The 21051-nt window shown below is 69.9% G+C and carries 20 protein-coding genes; 6 read left to right on the top strand and 14 right to left on the bottom strand.

Going from position 1 to position 21051, the window contains the following annotated elements:
• Window positions 1-20 precede the first annotated feature (20 nt).
• Genes ACFVWL_RS08735 through ACFVWL_RS08720 form a run of 4 tightly spaced genes read right to left on the bottom strand, consistent with a single transcriptional unit; the run spans window position 21 to window position 3797 of the window.
• The gene (locus ACFVWL_RS08735) at window positions 21-1064 is read right to left on the bottom strand and encodes an acyltransferase family protein (protein ID WP_387181215.1); all 1044 of its coding nucleotides are present in this window, start codon (window positions 1062-1064) and stop codon (window positions 21-23) included.
• Entirely contained in the window at window positions 1061-2011 is a 951-nt protein-coding gene (locus tag ACFVWL_RS08730) for a D-alanine--D-alanine ligase (protein ID WP_387181212.1), read from the bottom strand. The genes ACFVWL_RS08735 and ACFVWL_RS08730 overlap by 4 nt, the downstream gene beginning before the upstream one ends.
• Window positions 2008-3132, bottom strand: a complete 1125-nt coding sequence (gene alr / locus ACFVWL_RS08725; protein ID WP_387181209.1) for an alanine racemase — start codon at window positions 3130-3132, stop codon at window positions 2008-2010. The genes ACFVWL_RS08730 and alr overlap by 4 nt, the downstream gene beginning before the upstream one ends.
• Entirely contained in the window at window positions 3129-3797 is a 669-nt protein-coding gene (locus ACFVWL_RS08720; protein WP_387181205.1) for a M15 family metallopeptidase, read from the bottom strand. The genes alr and ACFVWL_RS08720 overlap by 4 nt, the downstream gene beginning before the upstream one ends.
• Window positions 3798-3884: 87 nt before the next feature.
• Here ACFVWL_RS08720 and ACFVWL_RS08715 point away from each other — a divergent pair, with 87 nt between their 5' ends.
• Together ACFVWL_RS08715 and ACFVWL_RS08710 are read left to right on the top strand one after the other, a co-directional pair.
• Window positions 3885-4556, top strand: a complete 672-nt coding sequence (locus ACFVWL_RS08715; protein WP_028503005.1) for a response regulator transcription factor — start codon at window positions 3885-3887, stop codon at window positions 4554-4556.
• A 10-nt stretch (window positions 4557-4566) separates the two neighbouring features.
• A complete protein-coding gene (locus tag ACFVWL_RS08710) occupies window positions 4567-5649 on the top strand; it encodes a sensor histidine kinase (RefSeq protein WP_387181203.1) in 1083 nt (360 codons plus the stop codon).
• A gap of 93 nt (window positions 5650-5742) precedes the next feature.
• Here the strand turns inward: ACFVWL_RS08710 and ACFVWL_RS08705 are convergent, their stop codons facing one another.
• The gene (locus tag ACFVWL_RS08705; protein ID WP_387181200.1) at window positions 5743-6399 is read right to left on the bottom strand and encodes an FMN-dependent NADH-azoreductase; all 657 of its coding nucleotides are present in this window, start codon (window positions 6397-6399) and stop codon (window positions 5743-5745) included.
• 77 nt (window positions 6400-6476) lie between these two features.
• On the opposite strand from ACFVWL_RS08705, the gene ACFVWL_RS08700 reads away from it, so the two are divergent.
• Window positions 6477-6815, top strand: a complete 339-nt coding sequence (locus tag ACFVWL_RS08700; RefSeq protein ID WP_387181197.1) for a winged helix-turn-helix transcriptional regulator — start codon at window positions 6477-6479, stop codon at window positions 6813-6815.
• Between the two features lie 16 nt (window positions 6816-6831).
• Here ACFVWL_RS08700 and ACFVWL_RS08695 read toward each other — a convergent pair whose 3' ends face one another.
• From ACFVWL_RS08695 to ACFVWL_RS08670, 6 genes are all read right to left on the bottom strand, one after another.
• Window positions 6832-8352: an SDR family NAD(P)-dependent oxidoreductase gene (locus ACFVWL_RS08695; RefSeq protein ID WP_387181194.1), complete on the bottom strand. Its 1521-nt coding sequence runs from the start codon at window positions 8350-8352 to the stop codon at window positions 6832-6834.
• 74 nt (window positions 8353-8426) lie between these two features.
• Complete coding sequence (locus tag ACFVWL_RS08690; protein ID WP_387181191.1) at window positions 8427-9185, bottom strand: SDR family NAD(P)-dependent oxidoreductase; 759 nt, start codon at window positions 9183-9185, stop codon at window positions 8427-8429.
• A 35-nt stretch (window positions 9186-9220) separates the two neighbouring features.
• Complete coding sequence (locus tag ACFVWL_RS08685) at window positions 9221-10486, bottom strand: ATP-NAD kinase family protein (RefSeq protein WP_387181188.1); 1266 nt, start codon at window positions 10484-10486, stop codon at window positions 9221-9223.
• Window positions 10483-12066, bottom strand: coding sequence for an aminomethyl-transferring glycine dehydrogenase subunit GcvPB (gcvPB, locus tag ACFVWL_RS08680; RefSeq protein WP_387181185.1), 1584 nt, complete (start codon window positions 12064-12066; stop codon window positions 10483-10485). Before gcvPB ends, ACFVWL_RS08685 begins: the two co-directional genes overlap by 4 nt.
• The gene (gene gcvPA / locus ACFVWL_RS08675; protein WP_387181182.1) at window positions 12063-13475 is read right to left on the bottom strand and encodes an aminomethyl-transferring glycine dehydrogenase subunit GcvPA; all 1413 of its coding nucleotides are present in this window, start codon (window positions 13473-13475) and stop codon (window positions 12063-12065) included. Before gcvPA ends, gcvPB begins: the two co-directional genes overlap by 4 nt.
• Window positions 13472-15571 (bottom strand): beta-galactosidase, encoded by a 2100-nt coding sequence (locus tag ACFVWL_RS08670; protein ID WP_387181179.1) that lies wholly within the window; start codon window positions 15569-15571, stop codon window positions 13472-13474. Before ACFVWL_RS08670 ends, gcvPA begins: the two co-directional genes overlap by 4 nt.
• Window positions 15572-15720: 149 nt before the next feature.
• Between ACFVWL_RS08670 and ACFVWL_RS08665 the strand changes: the two genes are divergently transcribed.
• Window positions 15721-16377 (top strand): GntR family transcriptional regulator, encoded by a 657-nt coding sequence (locus ACFVWL_RS08665; RefSeq protein ID WP_387181176.1) that lies wholly within the window; start codon window positions 15721-15723, stop codon window positions 16375-16377.
• Between the two features lie 132 nt (window positions 16378-16509).
• On the opposite strand, the gene ACFVWL_RS08660 is transcribed toward ACFVWL_RS08665, so the two are convergent.
• The gene (locus ACFVWL_RS08660) at window positions 16510-16656 is read right to left on the bottom strand and encodes a hypothetical protein (RefSeq protein ID WP_387181173.1); all 147 of its coding nucleotides are present in this window, start codon (window positions 16654-16656) and stop codon (window positions 16510-16512) included.
• A 144-nt stretch (window positions 16657-16800) separates the two neighbouring features.
• Between ACFVWL_RS08660 and ACFVWL_RS08655 the strand changes: the two genes are divergently transcribed.
• The gene (locus ACFVWL_RS08655) at window positions 16801-17625 is read left to right on the top strand and encodes an SDR family oxidoreductase (protein ID WP_387181170.1); all 825 of its coding nucleotides are present in this window, start codon (window positions 16801-16803) and stop codon (window positions 17623-17625) included.
• A 68-nt stretch (window positions 17626-17693) separates the two neighbouring features.
• Here ACFVWL_RS08655 and ACFVWL_RS08650 read toward each other — a convergent pair whose 3' ends face one another.
• Together ACFVWL_RS08650 and ACFVWL_RS08645 are read right to left on the bottom strand one after the other, a co-directional pair.
• The gene (locus ACFVWL_RS08650) at window positions 17694-19061 is read right to left on the bottom strand and encodes an MFS transporter (protein WP_387181167.1); all 1368 of its coding nucleotides are present in this window, start codon (window positions 19059-19061) and stop codon (window positions 17694-17696) included.
• A 91-nt stretch (window positions 19062-19152) separates the two neighbouring features.
• The gene (locus ACFVWL_RS08645; RefSeq protein ID WP_387181164.1) at window positions 19153-20241 is read right to left on the bottom strand and encodes a mandelate racemase/muconate lactonizing enzyme family protein; all 1089 of its coding nucleotides are present in this window, start codon (window positions 20239-20241) and stop codon (window positions 19153-19155) included.
• A gap of 132 nt (window positions 20242-20373) precedes the next feature.
• Between ACFVWL_RS08645 and ACFVWL_RS08640 the strand changes: the two genes are divergently transcribed.
• Window positions 20374-21048: a GntR family transcriptional regulator gene (locus ACFVWL_RS08640; RefSeq protein WP_387181162.1), complete on the top strand. Its 675-nt coding sequence runs from the start codon at window positions 20374-20376 to the stop codon at window positions 21046-21048.
• Window positions 21049-21051 lie beyond the last annotated feature (3 nt).

Below are 21051 nucleotides of genomic sequence, written 5' to 3'. Positions count from 1 at the left end.
AGGCCTTCATCAGCCGTCCGTCATCGCCGCAGCCGAGGCGTCAGGCGGTCGGTCGCCTGCAGGGGGTCGAACAGCACCCCGAGCCCGCAGCGCACCAGCAGCGCATGCACTCCCAGACAGATCGCGATCACGGCCGCCGTCAGCACGATGGGGCCGATGGCCTCGAGCACCGGCGTCGTCCTCCATCCCGCAGCATCCAGCCCCGCATCGATGAGCGCGAGCGGCATCATGTGCAGCACGTAGATCGGCAGGGTCCGCTGTCCGATCCAGCGCAGTGGTCGCGCGATCGCACCCGCATGCCGGTCGAGCAGCACGCTGAGCGACACCCCGAAAGCCACGGCGATCAGCGCGAGCCCCGGCCACACCCCCGGCAGCAGGCGGATGGCGAGGCCTGCCACGAGCGCCAGCGCCGCGACGTACACGGCCGCGAGCGCGAGGGTGCGCCACATTCCGACACTCGTCGCGAAGCGTTCGACCACCGCGCGCAGCCGCAGCCCGACGAGGAAGAAGAACAGGTTCTGCACCAGCTGCCACAGGTTTCCGAGGTCGGGGATGACTCCCGCGCCGGCGACGGCCGCGATCACGAAGGCCGCCGAGAGCACGACGATGGTCGAGAGCCCGCGGGTGAGGCGACCGATCGCCAGGTACACGGCGAGCGCGAGCAGGTACCAGAGGTTGGTCGGGCTGACCGTCAACTGCGCGAGCAGTTCCCACCCGTCGGTCGCCCGAGCCGTGTCGAAGTCGGGTGCCAGGGCGAGCACGAACGTCTGGATGAGCACCCAGACGACGTAGAGCAGCGAGAGCCGCGCCGCCCGTCGCCGCCAGGAACTCCCGTCTTCGGCGAGCACCGCCCGCGCGGCGAACATCCCGGAGACCAGGAAGAACAGGGGGATCCGCAGCGGCAGCAGCTGGGCGTTCAACGTCGCCCACGCGTCGGTCACGGGACCTGCATCCGCGACGTGGATCGCGTGCTTGGTCACCACATGCCACAGCACGACCAGGATGATGCAGATGCCCTTCGCGACGTCGGGCCATCCGACGCGGTGCGCAGAAGACGCCGTCACGTCGCCGCACGCACGAGCCGTGCCACCAGGTCGACGTAGGTCACACCCGCCGCCGCGAACATCCGCGGCACCTGCGACGCAGCCGTCAGCCCCGGCATGGTGTTGACCTCGTTCAGCACCGGTCCCCGCTCGGTCAGGAAGAAGTCCATCCGCGCGACCCCATCGCATCCGAGGGCGTCGAACACCGCGATCGCGGCGCGCTTGAGCGCCGCCACCTCGGCCGCGTCGAGCTGCGCCGGGACCGTGAAGCGCGCGCTGCCGTCGTACTTCGTCGCCGTGTCGAAGAGCCCTGTCGCATGGATCTCCAGCGGCGGCGCCGCCCAGCGGATGCCGCCCTTCTCGCGCAGCACCGCGACGTCGATCTCGCGCCCCCGCACGACCTCTTCGACCAGGATCCGCCGGTCGAAGCGCGCCGCTTCGCGCAGTGCCGTGAGCAGTTCGCCCTCTTCGGTCACGAGACTCACTCCGTGGCTCGATCCGGCCGACACCGGCTTCACCACGACCTCTCTCTCGAACTCCACATCCCCGATGTCGTCGGCCGAGACGAGGCGACCGCGCGCGGTGCCCAGTCCGACGGCATCCGCCACCAGCTTCGTCGTCCACTTGTCCATGCCGATGGCCCCGGCACGCAGCCCCGACCCCACCACGCGCACTCCGGCGAGCGCGCACAGCGCCGCGAGCGCACCGTCTTCGCCGAGGGCGCCGTGCACCGCGGGGAAGACCACGTCGGTGCGTGTGAGCAGCGGAATCGCCAGCGCCAGCGACTCGGCCGCCGATCCCCCGTTCGGGCGGCCCTCGACGCGCCAGATCCCGTCACGGTCGATGGTCACGCACGTCACCTCGTGATCGCCCATCCGCAGCGCGGCGGCGACCGCGGCGGCAGACGCCAGCGACACCTCGTGCTCGGCGTTCTGCCCGCCGCCGATGACCAGAACCTTCGTCGTCATGCGACGCTCCTCTGCACTCGCGTTCCGATTCCGGTGACGATGGCGTGCGGGATCGTGTCCGCCCACCGCGCCCACTCCTGCACCGAGGGCACCGGCCCTCCCTCCGGCCCGAACACGGTCGCGACCGTGCCCCGCGGGAACAGCACCGTGCCCGTGTCGACCACGATCTGGTCCATCGACACCCTGCCGACGATCGGATGCCGCATCCCGCCGATCTCCAGTCCTGCGCCGGATGCGAGCTCTCGCGGGATGCCGTCGGCGTATCCGACCCCGACGACGGCCAGATGCGTCTCCCGGTCGGTGTGGTGTGCGCCCCCGTAGCCGACGGCCGTCCCCGCCGGCACGAGAGCGCTGTGCACGACGGGTGCGGTCCACCGCGAAGCGCCGACCAGGGCGGTCGTCTCCGAGGGATCGATGCCGACCAGACCCGCACCGACCCTGACCATCCCGAAGTGGGTCGACGGATCGGTCAGCGCACCGGACGTCGCGGCGAGGTGCACGAGCACCGGGCCCAGGCCCGCCCGCAGCACGGCGTCTCGCCCCTGTCGTATGCGCAGCACCGCGGCCGCGTTCGCCGCGGGATCGGCCTCGTCCGCTCGTGGCAGGTGTCCCATCACTCCCACGACTTCGACCCTGCCGCGGCCGACGCGCGCCAGCCGAAGCAGCTCCGGCCATTCGGCGAGCGGAGACCCGCCGCGGGCCATCCCGGTGTCCAGGTGAAGGTGCACGCGCACCGGGGAGGAGGCGTCGGCGATCAGCTGGTGCAGCTCTTCGACCGAGCCGACCGCGATGTCGATGCCGTGCCTGGCAGCCGCCTCGGCGTCGATGCCGGCCGGGTTGAGCCACGAGAGTATCGGCACCGCGAGTCCAGCTTCACGGAGCGCGACCGCCTCGGCGACCTGGGTCACCCCGAGCCATTCGGCACCGGCGGCCACCGCGGCCTTCGCCACGGTGACGGCGCCGTGCCCGTAGCCATCGGCCTTCACCACGGCCATGATCGGCACGGTGGTCACTGCCTGCACGCGCCGCATGTTCTCGACGACGGCATCGGGGAGCGCGCACAGCGTCGGTGCGTGCAGGCGCGAGAGGATCGCGCGCTGGGGGGAGAGAAGAGTGGTCATCGCTTCGTCCTCGGATCCTGGGTCGGGTCGGCGAGCATCTCGGGGCAGCCGTCGTGGATGGCTTCCGGGCGCAGCTCGTAGTGCCACGATTCGTTGGCGTAGATCTGGCAGAGTCCGTAGCGCGATCCGCGCTGCACGAGCCAGTCGAGCGCCGACCACGGGCCGAGGTCGACGGCATCGCCCGTCACATGCTCCGAGGTCTCCGGGGTGGCCACCCAGCGCCGCGCCTCGGACTCCGAGCCGTACTGGACGATCGCGTCCTGCAGTGTCTTCTCCTGCAGCGCGGGTGAGCGCCATCCGCTGTTCACACGGAATTCGACCCCGTCATCCGCAGCGTCCGATGCCGCCCGCTGCAGCGCGTCGAGCAGCGCCCGATCGAGCTTGCCGACAGCGGGGCGGTCCTCGTCGAAGACGGTGGGCTGTTCGCCCTCGCGGATCACGCCGTCCGCCTCGCTCGGGGCGATGACCGAGCCGGACACCTGTCTGCTCGGCACGGGGGTGGATGCCGGCGACGGACCCGTGTGCGCCGTGTCGGCGAACGCCACAGACAGAGACTGCTGCACGGCGAAAGCGAGGATCACTGCCCCGGCGAGCGCGATCGCTGTGACGACGACTCGACGACGGCGACGAACTCGCGGCGCCAATGAAGTGGTGGGGGTGTTCATGCTCCCAGTGAAGAAGGAAGTCGGTTGCCAGGGCGTATGCGCTTTTGCATATGCTGCCGATATGCCGCACTGCGTAGGATCGCAGCCATGCGTGTACTGATCGTCGAGGACGAGCCCTACCTCGCCGAGGCGGTACGAGATGGACTGCGGCTGGAAGCGATCGCCGCCGACATCGCGGGCGACGGCGACACCGCCCTCGAGCTGCTGAGCATCAACTCCTACGACCTCGCCGTACTCGATCGCGACGTGCCCGGCCCGTCCGGTGACGACATCGCCCGGTGGATCGTGGCCTCGGGCAGCGGCATCCCGATCCTGATGCTGACCGCCGCCGACCGGCTCGACGACAAGGCGACCGGGTTCGAGATCGGGGCCGACGACTACCTCACGAAGCCGTTCGAACTGCGCGAGCTCGTGCTGCGTCTGCGCGCCCTCGACCGTCGCCGACAGCGCAGCCGGCCACCCGTGCTCGAGGTCGCGGGCCTGCGCCTGGACCCCTTCCGCCGCGAGGTGTACCGCGACGACCGCTACGTCGCCCTGACCCGCAAACAGTTCGCCGTGCTGGAGGTGCTGGTCGATGCCGAGGGCGGAGTGGTCAGCGCCGAGGAACTGCTGGAGCGGGCCTGGGACGAGAACGCCGACCCGTTCACGAACGCGGTGCGCATCACGGTCTCGTCTCTGCGCAAGCGACTGGGCGAGCCGTGGCTGATCCTCACGGTTCCGGGCGTCGGGTACCGGATCGGGACGGATGCCGATGCGTAGGCGCCGCGGGATGAGCGCCCGTCTGAAGCTCACGCTCAGCTATGCCGCGGTCGTGCTGGTTTCCGGACTCCTGCTCCTCGCCGCGGTGGCCCTGTATCTATTGCGATACGTGCCGGATATTCAGATCCCCTACTTCGAGGTCCGGGTGCCGAACCGCTCCGACCTGATCCGGGCGTTCGTACCGGTCGCTTCGATCGTCATGGTGGTGCTTCTCGCGCTGGGCCTCGGCGGAGGGTGGCTGCTGGCCGGACGCATGCTGGCGCCGCTCACACGCATCGGCGACGCAGCGAGGCTGGCGGCACAGGGTTCGCTGTCGCATCGCGTCGCACTCCCCGGCCCCCGCGACGAATTCCGCGACCTCGCCGACGTCTTCGATTCGATGCTCGAACAGCTCGAGGCCCACGTGGCCGAGCAGCAGCGGTTCGCCGCCAACGCCTCGCACGAGCTGCGGACTCCGTTGGCGATCTCCCAGACCCTTCTCGAGGTAGCCCGCGAGGATCCCGACCGCGACGTCGATGCACTGATCTCCCGTCTGCAGGAGGTCAACACCCGTGCGATCGACCTGACCGAGGCGCTGCTGCTGCTCAGCCGCGCGGATCGCAGGACGTTCCCGCGCGAGATCGTCGACCTGTCGCTCCTCGCGGAAGAGGCCGTGGAGGCGCTGGTGCCTCTCGCCGATCGTCGTGGGGTCGCCGTGGAGGTGGGAGGTGTTCCGGCACCGGTGCTCGGATCGTCCGCGCTCCTGCCGCAGCTGGTCACGAACCTCGTGCTCAACGCGATCGTGCACAACCTGTCATCGGGCGGGTCGGTGGCCGTGCGCACGCACTCGCTGCCCCATGCGGTCGCGCTGGTCGTCGAGAACACGGGCGACCCGCTCCCGGCCCACCGTGTCGCGACGCTCATCGAGCCGTTCCAGCGCGGAGCCGAGCGCACCCGCGATGACGATCACGCGGGCGTCGGGCTCGGCCTCGCGATCGTCGACCGCATCACACAGGCGCACGGAGGCACGCTGGTGCTCACCCCGCGGACGGACGGCGGTCTGATCGTGACGGTGTGGCTGCCGCATCCGTATCCGGCGGCGACGCCCGCCTGAGCGTCGCGGCCCGCCCCTCTGCCTTCGAATCGCGCAACTGGTCGCATTCCCGGGCCAGAACGGACCACTTGCGCGATTCGAAAGGGCCCCGGCTCAGGCCACCCGGGGGTCGCGCGTCGCTGCGAGCTCGCGGCCGTAGGTGCGGGCGTCGGCCTCGGCATTCTCCTTGAGCTCGCGCGCGGTGTCGGCGAAGGCGTCGAGTGCCGGGTTGACGCCGACCAGGGTGAACGGACGCTGCACGACGCGCAGGTCGAGGCCCCAGACGTCTTCGAGCACGCGACGCAGCCAACCGGTCGAGTGGTCCCAGCCCTCCTTGGGCGATCCCTCCGCGTAGTTGCCGCCGAGGACGGTCACCAGCGTGGCGGGCTTGCCGTTCAGGGCGGTGCCGGTCGGGTCGATGCGCGGGTCGGTGTAGGCCAGGTCGAACCAGGTCTTGAAGTGCTGCGAGACGCCGTAGTTGTACAGCGGCACCGCGAACAGCAGCGCGTCGGCGCCGATCAGCTCGTCGGCGAACCGCGTGGCGAGGGCGCGCGCGTCGTTCTGTGCGGGGGTGCGCTGGGCCTCGTCGACGAAGCCGCCGGTCACAGCATCCGCCCAGGCGGTCGCGGGCACGGGGTCGCTCGCCAGGTCGCGGCGGGTGACGGTGGAGTCGGGGTGCGACGCGGTCCACTCGGCCTCGACGAGGTCGGCGAGCGCACGGCTGGCGGACGACGCGGGAAGGATGCTGGCATCCAGGCGGAACAAGGACATGGGCCTACCTCTCATTTTCGTAGTCGCTAGGTTTTTCTTAGCGGCATCGGTTAACGTAGCACGAGTAGGATGGGGCCATGGCCGAGGTCGACGAAGAGCGTCAGGTGTGCGACGTTGCCGTCACACTGGCCTTCAGCGTGCTCGGCAAACGGTGGAACGGCATGATCGTGTCGTCGCTCGGAGGTGGCCCCTCGACCTTCGTCGCCCTGCGACGCAGCGTCGGCGGGATCAGCGACACCGTGCTCTCCGATCGCCTGGCAGAACTCGCCGACGCCGGACTCGTCGCCCGCACGGTCGATCCCGGCCCGCCGGTCACCGTGTCATACGCGCTCACCGCCAGTGGCGAGGGGCTGCTGCCGATCCTGAATCAGCTCGGGCGCTGGGCATCCGCGAACCTCGCCGAGCGCGCGCACTGACACTCTCGACCGCGAATCACCAGGGGCTGGGCTCGTAGTCCTTCAGGAACACGCCGTGGATGTCGTCGCCGGCCTCGCCGCGCACGATCGGGTCATACACGCGGGCCGCGCCGTCGACGAGGTCGAGTGGGGCGTGGAATCCCTCTTCGGCCAGACGCACCTTCGTGTAATGCGGGCGCTCGTCGGTGATCCAGCCGGTGTCGACGGCGGTCATCAGGATGCCGTCCTTCTCGAGCATCTCGCCGGCACTGGTGCGCGTGAGCATGTTGAGCGCAGCCTTGGCCATGTTCGTGTGCGGGTGGCCCGGCCCCTTGTAGCGGCGCGAGAACTGGCCCTCCATCGCCGAGACGTTCACGACGTACTTGCGGTGCGAATCCGAGGCGGCCATCGACGCGCGCAGACGGCTGATCAGCAGGAACGGCGCCGTGGTGTTGGCGAGCTGCACCTCGAGCATCTCGAGCGGGTCGACCTGCTCGATCGACTGCACCCAGCTGTTCACGCGGTTCACGTCGGGCACGAGTCCGCCGGCGTCGATCGCGGTGCCGTCGGCGTGCTTCTCGAGCGACGAGGATCCGGGCGCCATCGCGAGGCGGGCGAGGTCTTCCGCGGTGAGCGCCTGGCCGCCCTGCTCGGCGACCGTGCCGCCGAGAGCGGCGACCGAGAGGAGCGGATGCGCGTCGACCGAGGCCTGCAGCGCCTGCGGGTGCGGGTCGGCCGTGTGACCGAACGTCTCCATCTCGGGCAGCGGACCGTCGGGAAGCGGCTGCAGCTCGGCATCCGCCAGCAGCGAGTATGCCCCCGGCGAGCGGCGCACGGTCTGGGCGGCGTTGTTGATGAGGATGTCGAGCGGACCCTGCGCGGCGACCGAGTCGGCGAGCCCGATCACCTGGGCGGGGTCGCGCAGGTCGATGCCGACCACCCGCAGGCGGTGCAGCCAGTCGGCCGAATCGGGCAGAGCCGAGAAGCGACGGACGGCGTCGCGCGGGAATCGGGTCGTGATCGTGGTGTGCGCGCCGTCGCGCAGCAGCCGCAGCGCGATGTGCATGCCGATCTTGGCGCGGCCGCCGGTGAGGAGTGCGCGCTTGCCGGTGAGGTCGGTGCGGGCGTTGCGCTTGCCGTGGCTGAAGCGTGCGCAGTCCGGGCAGAGCTGGTGGTAGAACGCGTCGACCTGCGTGTACGGCTGCTTGCAGATGTAGCAGTTGCGGGGCTTCAGCAGCTCCCCCGCGATCGGGGCGTCCACCACGCTGGTGGCGAGATCATGACCGCGCGTCTCGTCGTCGATGCGGTCGGGCGCGCCCGTGGCGGTGCGGGCGACCACGGCTTTGTCGGCTTCGGCGATCGCGTCGCGGATCTCCTTGCGGCGCACGCGCTTCACGGCCTTGAACATCGCCGCGGTCGCATGGCGCACGGCGACGAAGTCCGGGTGCTCGTTGTCGATCTGGTGCAGTTCGGCCAGCACGCGAAGAGTCGTGGCGAGATCGTCGGGGTCGACGCCCGGTCCGAGGTCGGGTGCAGCGTCGGAGGGGGCGTCGGTCATTGTGCCGATTTTACGCGAGTGTCCTGGGGGTGCGCCCGGCGAGCGGTCGACGGAGCGATACCTGCCCTCCCGAGCTACGCGATCCCGCCGCCGTCCACGACGAGAGCCGACCCCGTGACGTACGAGGAGTCGTCGCTCGCGAGCCAGACCACAGCCTGCGCGACCTCGCTCGGCTCGCCCATGCGGCGCAGCGGACGGTCGGCGGCCTCGGCGAGGAACGCGTTCGTGTCCTGCGCGAGCTGACGGGCCTCGTCGCGCAGCATCCCGGTGTTCACATCGCCGGGATTAACGGAGTTCACGCGGATGCCGGCGGGGCCGTGGTCGATCGCGAGCGCGCGGGTCATGTTCACGACGGCCCCCTTCGAGGCACAGTACGAGATGGCCTGGCCGCCGCCCTTGAGGCCCCAGCCCGACCCGGTGTTGATGATGGACCCTCCGCCCGCCGCCTCCATGATCGGCACGATGTGCTTGCACATCAGGAAGATCGAGCGCACGTTCACGCCGAACACCCGATCCCACTCCTCCACCGTCGTCTCGACCGCGGTGGTGCGACGGATGATCCCCGCGTTGTTGAAGACGACGTTCACCCCACCGAGCTCGGCGAGAGAGGTGGCGATGACGCGTTCGATGTCGGGCTCGCTGGCCACGTCGGCCGCGATCGCGACGGCTGTGCCACCGGCCGCGCGGATCTCCTCCGCGACAGCTTCGGCCGCATCCGCATTGAGGTCCACGACGGCGACGGCCGCGCCCTCCGCGGCGAGCGCGAGCGACGTGGCGCGACCGATGCCGCCGGCGCCGCCGGTGACGATGGCCTTCTTGTTCTCGAGACGCATGGGGTGTCCTTTCGGGTTCTTTCAGACGGTGGGAGTCAGACGGTGGTCAGGTCGGGGGCGCTCACGGCGTACAGGCTGGTGGTGCCGACGCCGGTGATGATGCGGATATGTCCGGCGAGTCTCGCATCGAGTTCCGGGTCGCCCGTGTCGACGAGGAGGGGGCGGCCGTGCAGGTCGATGAGCTTCTGCTCCGGGGCGACGACGAGGAGGGGGTCATCGCCGAGAGCACTCAGGACGGATGCCGAGAGCTGCTGGTTGCCGCGCCCGAGGAGGAAGCCCTGCCCGCCGATCACGGTGACCACGGCCTGCGCAGGCCCCTCGGCGATCTCGGCCAGGAGCTCCGGCGCGCTCGCGCCTCTGACGACGACCGCACCGTCGAGCACGACATCGACACCGAGCGGGGATCCCTCGACGCCCAGCTGCCGGGCGATCTCAGCGGTCGTGCCGCCGGGTCCGAGCAGATAACGGACGCCCGGGAGCATGCGGGCGACGGCGCCACGGGCTGCGGCCTCGACCGCCGCCGCCTCGGTGACCGGGGTCGGTGCCTTGCGCGCCTGAGTACGACCACTCCGGTACGGCACCCGCAGCATGCCGTACAGCGTGGGGTCGACGCGGGCGCGGCGCATCGCGGCCTCGTCGATGTCGAGCACCTCGCGTTCCTCGGTCGGCAGCCCGTCGTGGTCGATCCACTCCGCAGCGATCGACCCCGCCGCCCGTGGGCTGACCGCGAACACCGGCGAGTACATCTTCACTCCGGCCGGTACTCCGAGAATCGCGGGCACCTGCAGGCCAGGCTCGGCCGACCCCCGTGCACTACTCCGGAGAAACGCGGTGGAATCCGCCGAATCGGTGCCCTGACCCCTCGGAGGGGCCGATCCTTCCTGAGTTGTGCACGCGAGGGCGGCCGCTTCGAGCCCGGCACACGCATCCCGCAGCGTCCCGTCACCGCCGACCACGAGAATCAGGTCGACCCCGACCGCGGCGAGCGCAGCCACCGCGGCCGAGGTATCCGCAGCACTCGGCGCCGCCGGGGCGGGAGGGGATGCAGGAGGGGATGCGAGCACACGCGCGGCGAGTCCTGCGGCGCGCACCGCGTCGGCGCCCATGGATCCGGCGACGGTCGCCACCTCGATCCCGGGATGCCGCTCGGCGAGGGTCGTCAGGGCGAGGACCGCCCGTTCCTGCGCGCGAGAACGGGCACCGCGCGCGAGGGCGAGGCGCTGCACATGCGCACCGTCGGAGCCGGCGAGGCCCGCGGGCCCGCCGACACCGGCGACAGGATTGACGACGAGTCCGATCACGACGCGACGGACTCCGCGGTGAAGTACTTCCGCTGATACGCGCGCCACGTGATCGCCCATCGGTCCGGGTCGTCCAGATCGTCGTGGTGCGTGTGATGCACGGTCTGGTTGTGCGGGGCGGTGCGCACCACCTCAGGGGTTTCCCGTGCCTCGCGCGCCACTTCGGCGAGGGTCGCGGCGTATTCGTCGAGCTCGGCCATCGAGTACGACTCCGTGGGCTCGAGCGTGAACGGCTGCGGCACCACGTAGGGGTGGTGACTGGTCCAGTAGTGCATACCGAAGTCGGTCATGCGCACGCCGATCTCCTCCGACGAGATGCCGGTCTCCTGGTGCAGCTCCTCCCACGAGTAGCGCACCTGCTCGATGCGACGGCGCCCGGTGGCGTACGGGGCCGAGGCGCCGGGAATCGCCAGCACCTTCGCCATCAGGTAGTTGTTGTTCAGCACCGCGGTCTCGGCGGCAGCCAGCAGCCCTTCGGCCCCGAGCGCCATGATCCACGAGTAGGCCTTCACGAGCGCGGGGATGACTCCGAAGAACGGGCCGACCGCGCCGATCGAGAGCTCTCCGCCCTCGGCCACGGCGAACGTCCCGTCATCGTCGCGCACCACGCGCGGCCCCGGCAGGAACGGGGCCAGCGCCGCGCTCACCGCGTTCGCGCCGGAGCCGGGTCCGCCGCTGCCGTGCGGGGTGCCGAAGGTCTTGTGCAGGTTGAAGTGGCACACGTCGAAGCCCGCGTCCCGGGCACGCGTGACGCCGAGGATGCCGTTCGCGTTGGCCTGGTCGTACGAGGCCAGCGCCCCGACCGCGTGCGCAGCATCCACCCACTCCCGGATGGCCGGGTTGTAGATGCCGGTGTCCTCGGGGTTGGTGACCATGATCGCCGCGGTGCGGGGCGAGAGCGCCGCCTTCAGCGCATCGAGTGAGGGGTATCCCTCCGCGTCGGGGTAGACGGTGATGACCTCGTAGCCCGCCGCCTTCGCGGCCGCCGCGTTCGAGGGGTGACTGAAGATCGTGGTGATGACCTCGCGGCGCTGCTCGCCCTCGCCGTTCGCCTCGTGGAACGCGCGGATCATGGCGATGTTCGCCCAGATCGCGGCCGATCCGCCCTGCGTGTGCAGCGAGACCTCGTCCATGCCGGAGATCTCGGCGAGCATCCGCTCCAGCTGCCACACGATCTCGAGCACACCCTGGGCGTCGGCCGGGTCCTGGTGCGGGTGCATCGCGGTGAGCTGCGGAGTGTTCGCGAGCTGGTCGTTGATCTTCGGCGCGTACTTCATGGTGCAGGTGCCCTGGCCGATATCGACGTTGAAATCGGCGCCGAGGTTCTCCTGCGACAGGCGCAGGTAGTGCTTGAGCACGCGCATCTGGCCCATCTCGGGCAGCTCCGGCTTCGCGACACGACGCAGGGAGGCGGGCAGCGCGGCGACCACGTCGCCCACGGCCTCGCGCACCCCGGGCTCGACCTGCGACACCAGCACGCCGCGTTCACCGGGGGTGGTCAGATCGAAGATGATCGGCTCATCCCAGCGAGCCTGTTGGAAGCGGCGCAGCGCCGGCTTCGGGGCGACGGGAAGACTCATCGGTTCTGCTCCTTCGCAGCCTGGTGTGATGCATGGGATGACGACGCGTCGGATGTCGTGACCTCGGCGAGCGCGCCCGCCAGGGTGTCGATGTCGGCCTGGGAGGTGAGCTCGGTGACGCAGACGAGCAGGCGGCGCTCCCCCACGACCACGCCGGGCTCGATGCCCCGGGCGCGGAGCGCGGTGACGATGTCGACGGCCTCGACATCGTCGAAGGTCACCGTGAACTCGCGCAGGTGCACGGCGTCGTCGTCGAGCGAGACACCGGGCACCGCGGCGAGCGCCTGCTGCGCGTAGCGGGTGCGGGCGAGCAGCACCTCGCCGAGCTCGGCCATGCCGGCGGGGCCCATCAGCGCGAGGTAGACCCCGGCGGCGATGCCCCAGAGGGCCGCGGCCGTGCCGACCCACTCCTTCCCCTCCTCGCGGTGGGCGAACGAGGTGCGGTCGTAGGCCACGTCGCCGAAGCCGTACTCGCCGGGCACATCAGTGGTGGCGAGTCCGAAGAGCCGCGACGGCATCTCCATCACGAAGGTCGGATCGTCGTGCACGGCGATGAACCCGCCATGGGCGCCGCCGAACCACTGGTGCAGTCCCAGGGACTGGATGTCGCCGGTGACGATGTCCGCTCCCGACACCGAGGGCGGGGTGAGGATGCCGTAGCCGATCGGGTCGGTGCCGACGACGACCACGGCGCCGGCAGCGTGCGCGGCATCCGCGATCTCCTGCAGCGCCGCCTCGACGGCTCCGGTCGCACTGGGCGTCTCGACCCAGATCGCCGCCACGTCATCCCCCAGCGCCGCGCGAACGGCGGCCACGTCGGCCGTGCCGGCGATGGTCGGCACGTGCTCGAGCGTGAGGTGCGCGCGGACGTAGTCGTGCACCTTCGCGAGCTTCGCGGGGAGCACGTCGCTGACGACCAGCACCCGACCACGGCCGGTGAGGCGCCCCGACATCGTCAGGCCGGTCGCCGTCGCCTGGTAGCCGTCGTACGTCGGCACGTTCACGACGTCCATCTCGAGCAGCTCGGCCATCAGCGACTGGTACTGGAACAGGGCCTGGAAGCGGCCGTGGTCTTCGTACGGTTCGCCGGCGTAGGCGGTCAGGAACTCGCTGCGGCCGATGACCTCGTCGACGACCGCGGGCACGTAGTGGTTGTAGGTGCCCGCGCCGAGGAAGCTCAGCCGCTCCTGGGTCGAGCGGTTCTTGGCGAGCAGTCCCCGCACGTGGCGGGCGAGGTCCTGCTCGGCCACGAACGGGGCCGGAAGGTCGAGCGGGCGACCCAGCCGGAGGGATGCCGGCACGTCGGCGTAGAACTCGTCGACCGACGCGGCGCCGACGGCCGCGAGCATCGCCGCTCGGGACTCCGGGGCGGTGTTGGGGATGTACGGATGCACGAACGGAGCGGTCATGCGTCCTCCTTAACGTCGTTGGTGCCCGAAGGCGCGATCAGGGTGGCGAAGGGGATGGACTCGGCGCGGGGGGCGGCGAGCACGGCGACGCCGTAACGGTCGAGCTCGAGCTGGTCCGCGTGACGGATGCCGGTGAGGAGGTCGACGGCCGGGGACGGTATCTCGAACGCGATGGGCGTGTGCCCGTGGTTGAGATAGAACGTGTAGTCGGTCGCATCGTCGGCGCGGGTGACGACCTCGACGTCGATGTCGGTGCGCTCGCGGGCGGGGACTCCTGCGGTGCGCAGCACGTCGCGGAAGACCGGGAGCAGACCCGCCGGTTCGAACATCGCGCTGACGTACCAGGCCGAGCCTTCCCCCGCGGCACGACGGGTCACCGCAGGCAGGCCGTCGAGCTCACCGCTCGCATACGTCCCGCGCACCTCGACGTCGTCATCCGCTTCGAGCCATTCGCTCCACGACGGCACGGTCAGGGTCTCGCCGGCGTAGTCGATGCGCTCGGTCAGACCGTCGGCGATCGGCCACTGCTCGTCGACTTCGATGCCGAGCAGGTCGCGCAGCAGCCCGGGAGCTCCCCCGTCGTGCACCTTCTCGGTCGCATCCACCACTGCGGAGAAGGGGCCGACCACGAGGTGCCCTCCGCGTTCGACGAAGGCCTGCAGGGCCTCGGCCTGCGGCTGCTCGACGATGTACAGGTTCGGCACCACGACCACGTCGTACGCATCGAACGGTCCCGTGGCGCGAACGGCATCCACCGGCTGACCGAGCGCGTACAGCGCCCGGTGCCAGGCCCGGGCCTGCTGCGCCCACTGCAGCCGCTGCGAGGGGAGCGACTCGACGGCACTGATGCCCCACCACGAGTCCCAGTCCACGACCAGCGCGACGCGCGAGCGCACCCGGGTGCCGCGCACCTGTTCGAGCTTCTTCAGCTCGTTGCCCAGCGCCTTGGTCTCCCGGAAGCTGCGCGAGCGCTCACCACGGTGCCCCAGCATCGAGGAGTGGAACTTCTCCTGGCCGTACTTGGCTTGGCGCCACTGGAAGAACATCACGGCGTCGGAGCCGTGCGCGACGGCCTGCAGGCTCTCGATGCGGATCTTGCCCGGAGCCTTGGGCACGTTCACGTCGCGCCAACTGGTCGCGCTGGCCGACGACTCCAGCAGCAGCCACGGCTGCCCGCCCTTGAGCGAGCGCATCAGGCCGTAATTGAGGGCGGCGCCCACGTGCGAGGTCGGATCGGCCGGCTCGGGGTAGGCGTCATCGGTCACGACGTCTTCGACCGCCGCGAAGTCCCAGTAGTCGAGGTCGCGGAACATGCTCATGAAGTTCGTCGTCACCGCGATGTCGGGGGTGACCTCGCGCAGCACGTCGATCTCGACCTGGAACAGCTCCAGCAGCGCGTCGGACGAGAAGCGCTCGAAGTCGAGCAGCTTGGTGGGGTTGATCGGGCCGGGCGCCTTCTTCGGCGTCTCGATGTGCTCCCACGAGGTGTAGCGCTGACCCCACACGTTCACGCCCCACGCCTGGTTCAACCCGTCGAGGTCGCCGTACCGGTCCTGCAGCCAGCGGCGGAAATGCCGGGCCGACTCGGGGCACCAGCAGCGTGAGGTGTGATCGCCGTACTCGTTCGAGATGTGCCACATCGCAAGGCCCGGATGCTCGCCGTAGCGCTCGGCCATGGCCCGGGTCATGCGGGCGACGTTCTCGCGCCAGATCGGCGACGACGGGCAGTACGTCTGTCGGGATCCGAACTCGAGTCGGTGCCCGTCGGAGTCCCACGGCGCCATCTCCGGGTGCGCGCGCAGCAGCCACGACGGCGGGGTCGCGGTGGCGGTCGCGAGGTCGATCGCGATGCCGGCTTCCCACAGCAGATCGATGATGCGGTCCAGCCACGCCCAGTCGTAGACACCGGGCTCCGGCTCCAGCTGCGGCCAGCTGAAGATCGGCAGGCTCACCATGTTCACGCCGGCTTCGCGCATCAGGCGGATGTCTTCGTGCCAGGTCTCCTCGGACCACTGGTCGGGGTTGTAGTCGCCGCCATAGGCGAGGGCGTCGAGGCGGACGCGTCGGGTGGGCTGGTCGCCACCGGGTGCGGGCACGAAGTCTCCTCTCTGAGTCGTCACCGGCCGATCCGGCGGTGCACTGGTGCGAATCCGGGATCGGCTGTATTCTGTATACAACACACTAGAACGTCGCCAGAGGCCCGTCAACCCATAGGCTGACGAGCAGGCGGCAGAAGAGGGGACGCATGGCGATCGAACGCAAGAACCTGCGCTCGCAGGTCCGACAGGAGCTGCTGACCCGCATGCGCGCCGGTCTCGTGCAGCCCGGCGAGGGCATCAACGAAGTGCAGCTCGCCACCGAGCTCGGCGTCAGCCGCACTCCGCTGCGCGAAGCGCTCATCGCCCTGGAGTCCGAGGGGCAGATCGAGAGCGAGAACGGCAAGGGCTTCCGGTTCGTCCCGCTCAGCGCCTCCGAGTTCCGTGATCTCGCGCCCGTCATGGCCGCCCTCGAGAGCCTCGCCCTCGAGTTGACCCCTCCCGAAGAGCTGCGCCGAATCGGGAAGAGGCTCAAAGAGATGGCCGACGCCTTCGCCGACGAACTCGTGGAACACCAGCTCGTCATCGCCAAAGACGATGAGTGGCACAGCGTGATGCTGTCGGCCTGTCCGAACGCCCGCCTCCTCGCCGTGATCGACAACGTGCGCAGCTCGTTCCACCGGTACGAGTCACTGCTCGTCCCCGAAGACGTGAAGGTCGAGCGCGTGGCCGCCGAGCACGCCGAGATCGCCCGACACCTCGCCGACGGCGACATCCCCGGCGCCGTCGAGGCCCTCAAGCTCAACTGGATGCACGGCATGCAGCGCATCCTCGACAACGCCACGAGCAGCTACTTCACCGCGTAGGACCCGGCGCGCTCGGACGGGCTAGACCGCGGCCCAGAGCGCGTCCATGGGGACTGCGGTGACCCGATCGCCGACTGCTACCGATGACGGCCCGGTGTGCAGGACGTATCCTGCGACGAACCGGTCTCCGACTCACTCCCTGAGGGTGTTGAGCCCGGCGGCATCACTGGCCCTGACCGTCGATGTCGCCTTCACCTCGATACCCACGACTCGTCCATCCGGCGTCTCCAGCACCGCGTCGACCTCGACACCGCGACCACCTCCCGCTCGCCGTTTCACCAGTCCTCGCTCGCCGTTTCACCACCTCTTGCTCGCCGTTTCACCAGGAGCTTTCGCGCTTTTTCGCCGCCGTCGAGAATCGCGGACCGAATCTGTCCGCATGACCCGAAAGCGTAAGTCTCACCACGAAGAAGGGGACTACTCATGACAATCCTGGTCACAGGCGCAACCGGCACGGTCGGACGCCACATCGTCAGCCAACTGATGGAACGCGGCGAGAGCGTGCGCGCGCTCACCCGCGATCCGCAGCGCGCCAACCTCCCCGAGGGCGTCGGCGTCGTCCGCGGCGACCTCACCGACGCCGACGCGTTCCGTCGGGCCATCGGGGGCTGCGACGCCGTGCACTTCATCACGTTCAACGGCGAATTCGGCGAGACGCTGACCAGCGGCGCCGAGCTCGTCGCCGCGACGGCGGCGGCTGATGTGCAGCGCGTGAGCGTGCTCGGCGGATGGGACGAGAGCACCCTCGAGCCGGCACTGCGGGCCGGTGACCTCGATTGGGCGCTGCTGGCACCGGTGGAGTTCATGTCGAACGCGCGGGAGTGGGCTCCGGAAGTCGTGTCCGACCGACGAGTGCGCACGCTGGCGGACTGGCCGAGCGCCATGGTGCACGAGGCCGACATCGCGGCGGTCGCCGTCGAGGTCCTACTCGGCGCGCCCGCCACCGCCGAGGGGCAGACGTACTACCTGACCGGGCCCGAGGCGCTGACCCCGGCCGAGCGCACCGCGCGCATCGCCGAGGCCGTCGGCGAAGAGGTCACGTGGATCCGGCTCACCGAAGACGAGGAGCGGGATCGGCTGCGCGCCTTCGGGTACGACGAGGGGTACGTCGAGTTCGGTGTCGAGCTCGCCAAGAACCCTCCCGCGATCGGCCAGGTGGTGCAGGACACGGTGATGCGCCTCACGGGTCGACCCGGCCGCACGTTCGCCCAGTGGGCGCGGGAGAACGTCGAGCTGTTCCGCGCCTGACGATCCCGGATGCACGAGCGACGGGCCCCTCTCCGACGAAGGGCCCGTCACGGGGCTCGGGAGGTCCTCTAGTCGCGCATGCTCCCGGTCGAGGCACGGAGCTCGTCGACCGTGGCGACGCGGAGGCTGCGTCCGCGCGTCTCCGGTCCGAGGAACGTGGCCACGGCCCCGATGATGCAGGCACCGATGATGAAGATCGCGACGAGCCACGACGATCCGCCGGCGGCCGCCACCAGCGCGACGGCGATGAGCGGCGTGAATCCACCGGAGATCGCACCGGCCACCTCGCGGCTGAACGCGAGGCCGGTGAAGCGTGCGCGGCTGGTGAACAGCTCGGAGAAGTACGCACCCTGAGGGCCGAACATCGCGCCGACCCCGAGGCTCAGGCTCGCCGTCACCGCGACGGCGACCGCGAACGGCGTCTGCATGCCGTCGATGATGAGGAAGTACGGGTAGGCGAACACCGCGGAGAAGATGATGCCGGCGAGCACGACGGGCTTACGTCCGATGCGGTCCGACAGCGCCCCGAACAGGGGCAGCGTCACCATCGTGACCGCTGTGCCGACGGTCACCGCGATCGGCCCCACGCTGTTGGCCAGCATCAGCGTGCTCGTGAGGTAGGCGGCGATGAAGGTCAGGTTGATGTAGGCGATGACGTTCTGCGGCGTCTGGGTGCCGATGAGCACGAGCATGCCGCGCCATTCCTTGCTGAACACCTCGCGCAGCGGCGCGACCGGCGCCTCATCCTGCTCGACGGCCTGCTGGAACGCGGGGGTCTCGGACAGCCGCAGCCGGATGATCAGCGCGACGACGACGACGAGGATGCTGCCGGCGAACGGGATGCGCCAACCCCAGGCCAGGAAGTCCTCTTCGGGGAGCGAGGAGACGAGAGCGAACGCGCCGGAGGCGAGCAGGAGACCGAGATAGACGCCGACCGCCGGCCACGCCCCCTGCAGGCCGCGACGACGCGGGTCGGCATGCTCGACGGAGAAGATCGCCGCACCGCCGAACTCGGCGCCGGCGCCGATGCCCTGCACCAGGCGCAGGAGGATCAGGAGGACCGGCGCCCACAACCCGATCTGCGCGTAGGTGGGGATGAACGCCATCAGCACGGTCGAGATACCCATGATCATCAGCGTCAGCACGAGCACGTACTTGCGCCCGAAGTGGTCGCCGAGGCGCCCGAAGATGAGCCCGCCGAGCGGGCGGATGATGTATCCGAGCCCGAACGCGGCGAACGCGACCATGGTGCCCACCAGCGGGTCGTCGTTCACGAAGATGATGCGGTTGAACACCAGCGCCGCGGCCGTGCCGTACAGGTAGAAGTCGTACCACTCGAGGGCTGAGCCGACGAGCGCGGCGGCGGCGACGCCGCGGGATCCGGTCTTCTTCTCGCCCGTCGGCGGCTGCGCGGGAGTGCGTGTGGGTGATGACATCATCGTCCTTTCATGATGGCGGGCGCCATCTGCTCATCGATGAGCGCGGGGGTGGGGGTGATGTGGGGGTGCGGTCAGGCGACGGTGCTGTTCACGCGACGGTGCGGTCTTCGAGCGCGTCGAGGTTCCAGTCGATGCCGAGGCCGGGGGCCTCCGGGGCGAAGGCGTGTCCGCCGTCGATGCGGATCTCGCTGTTCGTCACGGCGCGCAGCTGCGGGATGTGCTCGACGAAGCGCCCGTTGGGGATGGCGGCGACGAGGCTCACGTGCAGCTCCATCAGGAAGTGCGGGCTCACCTGCACGTTGAACGCCTCCGCGAGGTGCGCCACCTTGAGCCACGGGGTGATGCCCCCGATGCGGGCGACGTCGACCTGCACGATGCCGGCCGCCCCGCGCTCGAGGTACTCGCGGAAGTGACCGAGCGAGTACATCGACTCGCCGACCGCGATCGGGATGCTGGTCGACTGGGCGAGGCGCACATGGCCGGTCACGTCGTCGGCCGGAAGCGGCTCCTCGAACCAGCTGAGGTCGAACGGCTCGAACGCGTGCGCGCGGCGCACGGCCTCGGCCGAGGTCATGCTCTGGTTGGCGTCGACCATGATCTCGACGTCCGGACCGACGGCGTCGCGCACGGCGGCGATGCGGCTCGCGTCCTCGGCGATGCTCGGCTTGCCGACCTTGATCTTCACGCCCTTCCATCCCCTGCTCGCCGAGGCGCGGGCCTCTTCCACGAGCTCGTCGACGGACACGTGCAGCCATCCGCCCTCGGTGTCGTACAGCGGCACGTCGCGACGATTCCCCCCGGCGATCATCCACAGCGGCTGCCCCGCCCGCTGCGCCCGGATGTCCCAGAGCGCGGTGTCGACCGCCGCCAGGGCGAGCGCGGTGATGACGCCGACCGAGGTCGCACGCGTGGAGTCGTAGAGCCGCCGCCACAGGTGCTCGACCAGACGCGAATCCTCGCCGATCAGCACGGCCAGGAGGTGCTCGTTGAGCATCGAGAGCGTCGCGCGACCCCCGGTGCCGATCGTGTAGGAGTAGCCGCGTCCGGTGAGCCCGTCGGCGGTCTGGATCGTGACGACGATGGTCTCCTGCTTGAGGAAGGACTGCATGGCGTCGGTGCGCACCTTCTCCACCTCGATGTCGACCAGGCGGGCGGTTGCAGCGGTGATGAGGGTCACGGTGTCTCTTCCTCGAGAGTGTCAAAATCAAATTCAATTTGATTCTGTGAACGTACGCGTTCGCTGTTCCCGTGTCAAATGCCCGCCCGGCGAGCGCGATCGACGCACAGCCGCCGCACTAGGATTGCGGGCATGGCGCGAGTGGATGACAGGCGGGATCTCGACGATCCGTCGCTCGCCGAGAACGTCTACGAAGGACTCGTCTCCCTCATCCTCAGCAACGAGCTGCCCGCAGACGCGCGGGTCAACATCAATGCGATCGGCAAGCGCCTCGACGTGTCACCGACGCCGATCCGCGAAGCGCTCACGCGACTCGAGGACGCCGGGCTGGTGCGCAAGACGCACCTCAAGGGGTACCGGACGACACCGGTGCTCACGTCGCGAGAGCTCGCCGACCTCTACGACCTGCGGTTGCTGCTCGAGCCGGTGTCCGCCCGCCGTGCCGCGGAGCGCGCGACCCCGCATGAGCGCGACGCGCTCGCGACCGAACTGCATCGATACGCGAACGCCCCCGGGTCGGCGGAGTTGACCGACTACGCCAGATTCAGCGAACACGACGCCCTGCTGCACCAGCTGATCGCCAGGGCGTCGGGCAACCTCGCGGTGGCCAGGGCGCTGGAGCGCACCCACTTCCACCTCCACGCCTTCCGGCTCGCCTACGACGTCGAGACCGGCGAGGCGACTCTCGAGGAGCATGTGCGGATCGTCGAGACGATCATCGCGGGTGACGCGGACGGCGCCGAGGCCGCCATGACGGAGCATCTGCGGGCGGCTCAGGAACGACTGTCGACCCGCACCCCCGAGTAGACG

This window comes from Microbacterium sp. NPDC058269, assembly GCF_042881445.1.
Taxonomy (GTDB): Bacteria; Actinomycetota; Actinomycetes; order Actinomycetales; family Microbacteriaceae; genus Microbacterium.
Note: the sequence above shows the minus strand (reverse complement) of the source record. Positions and strands in the feature narration are given on the sequence as shown.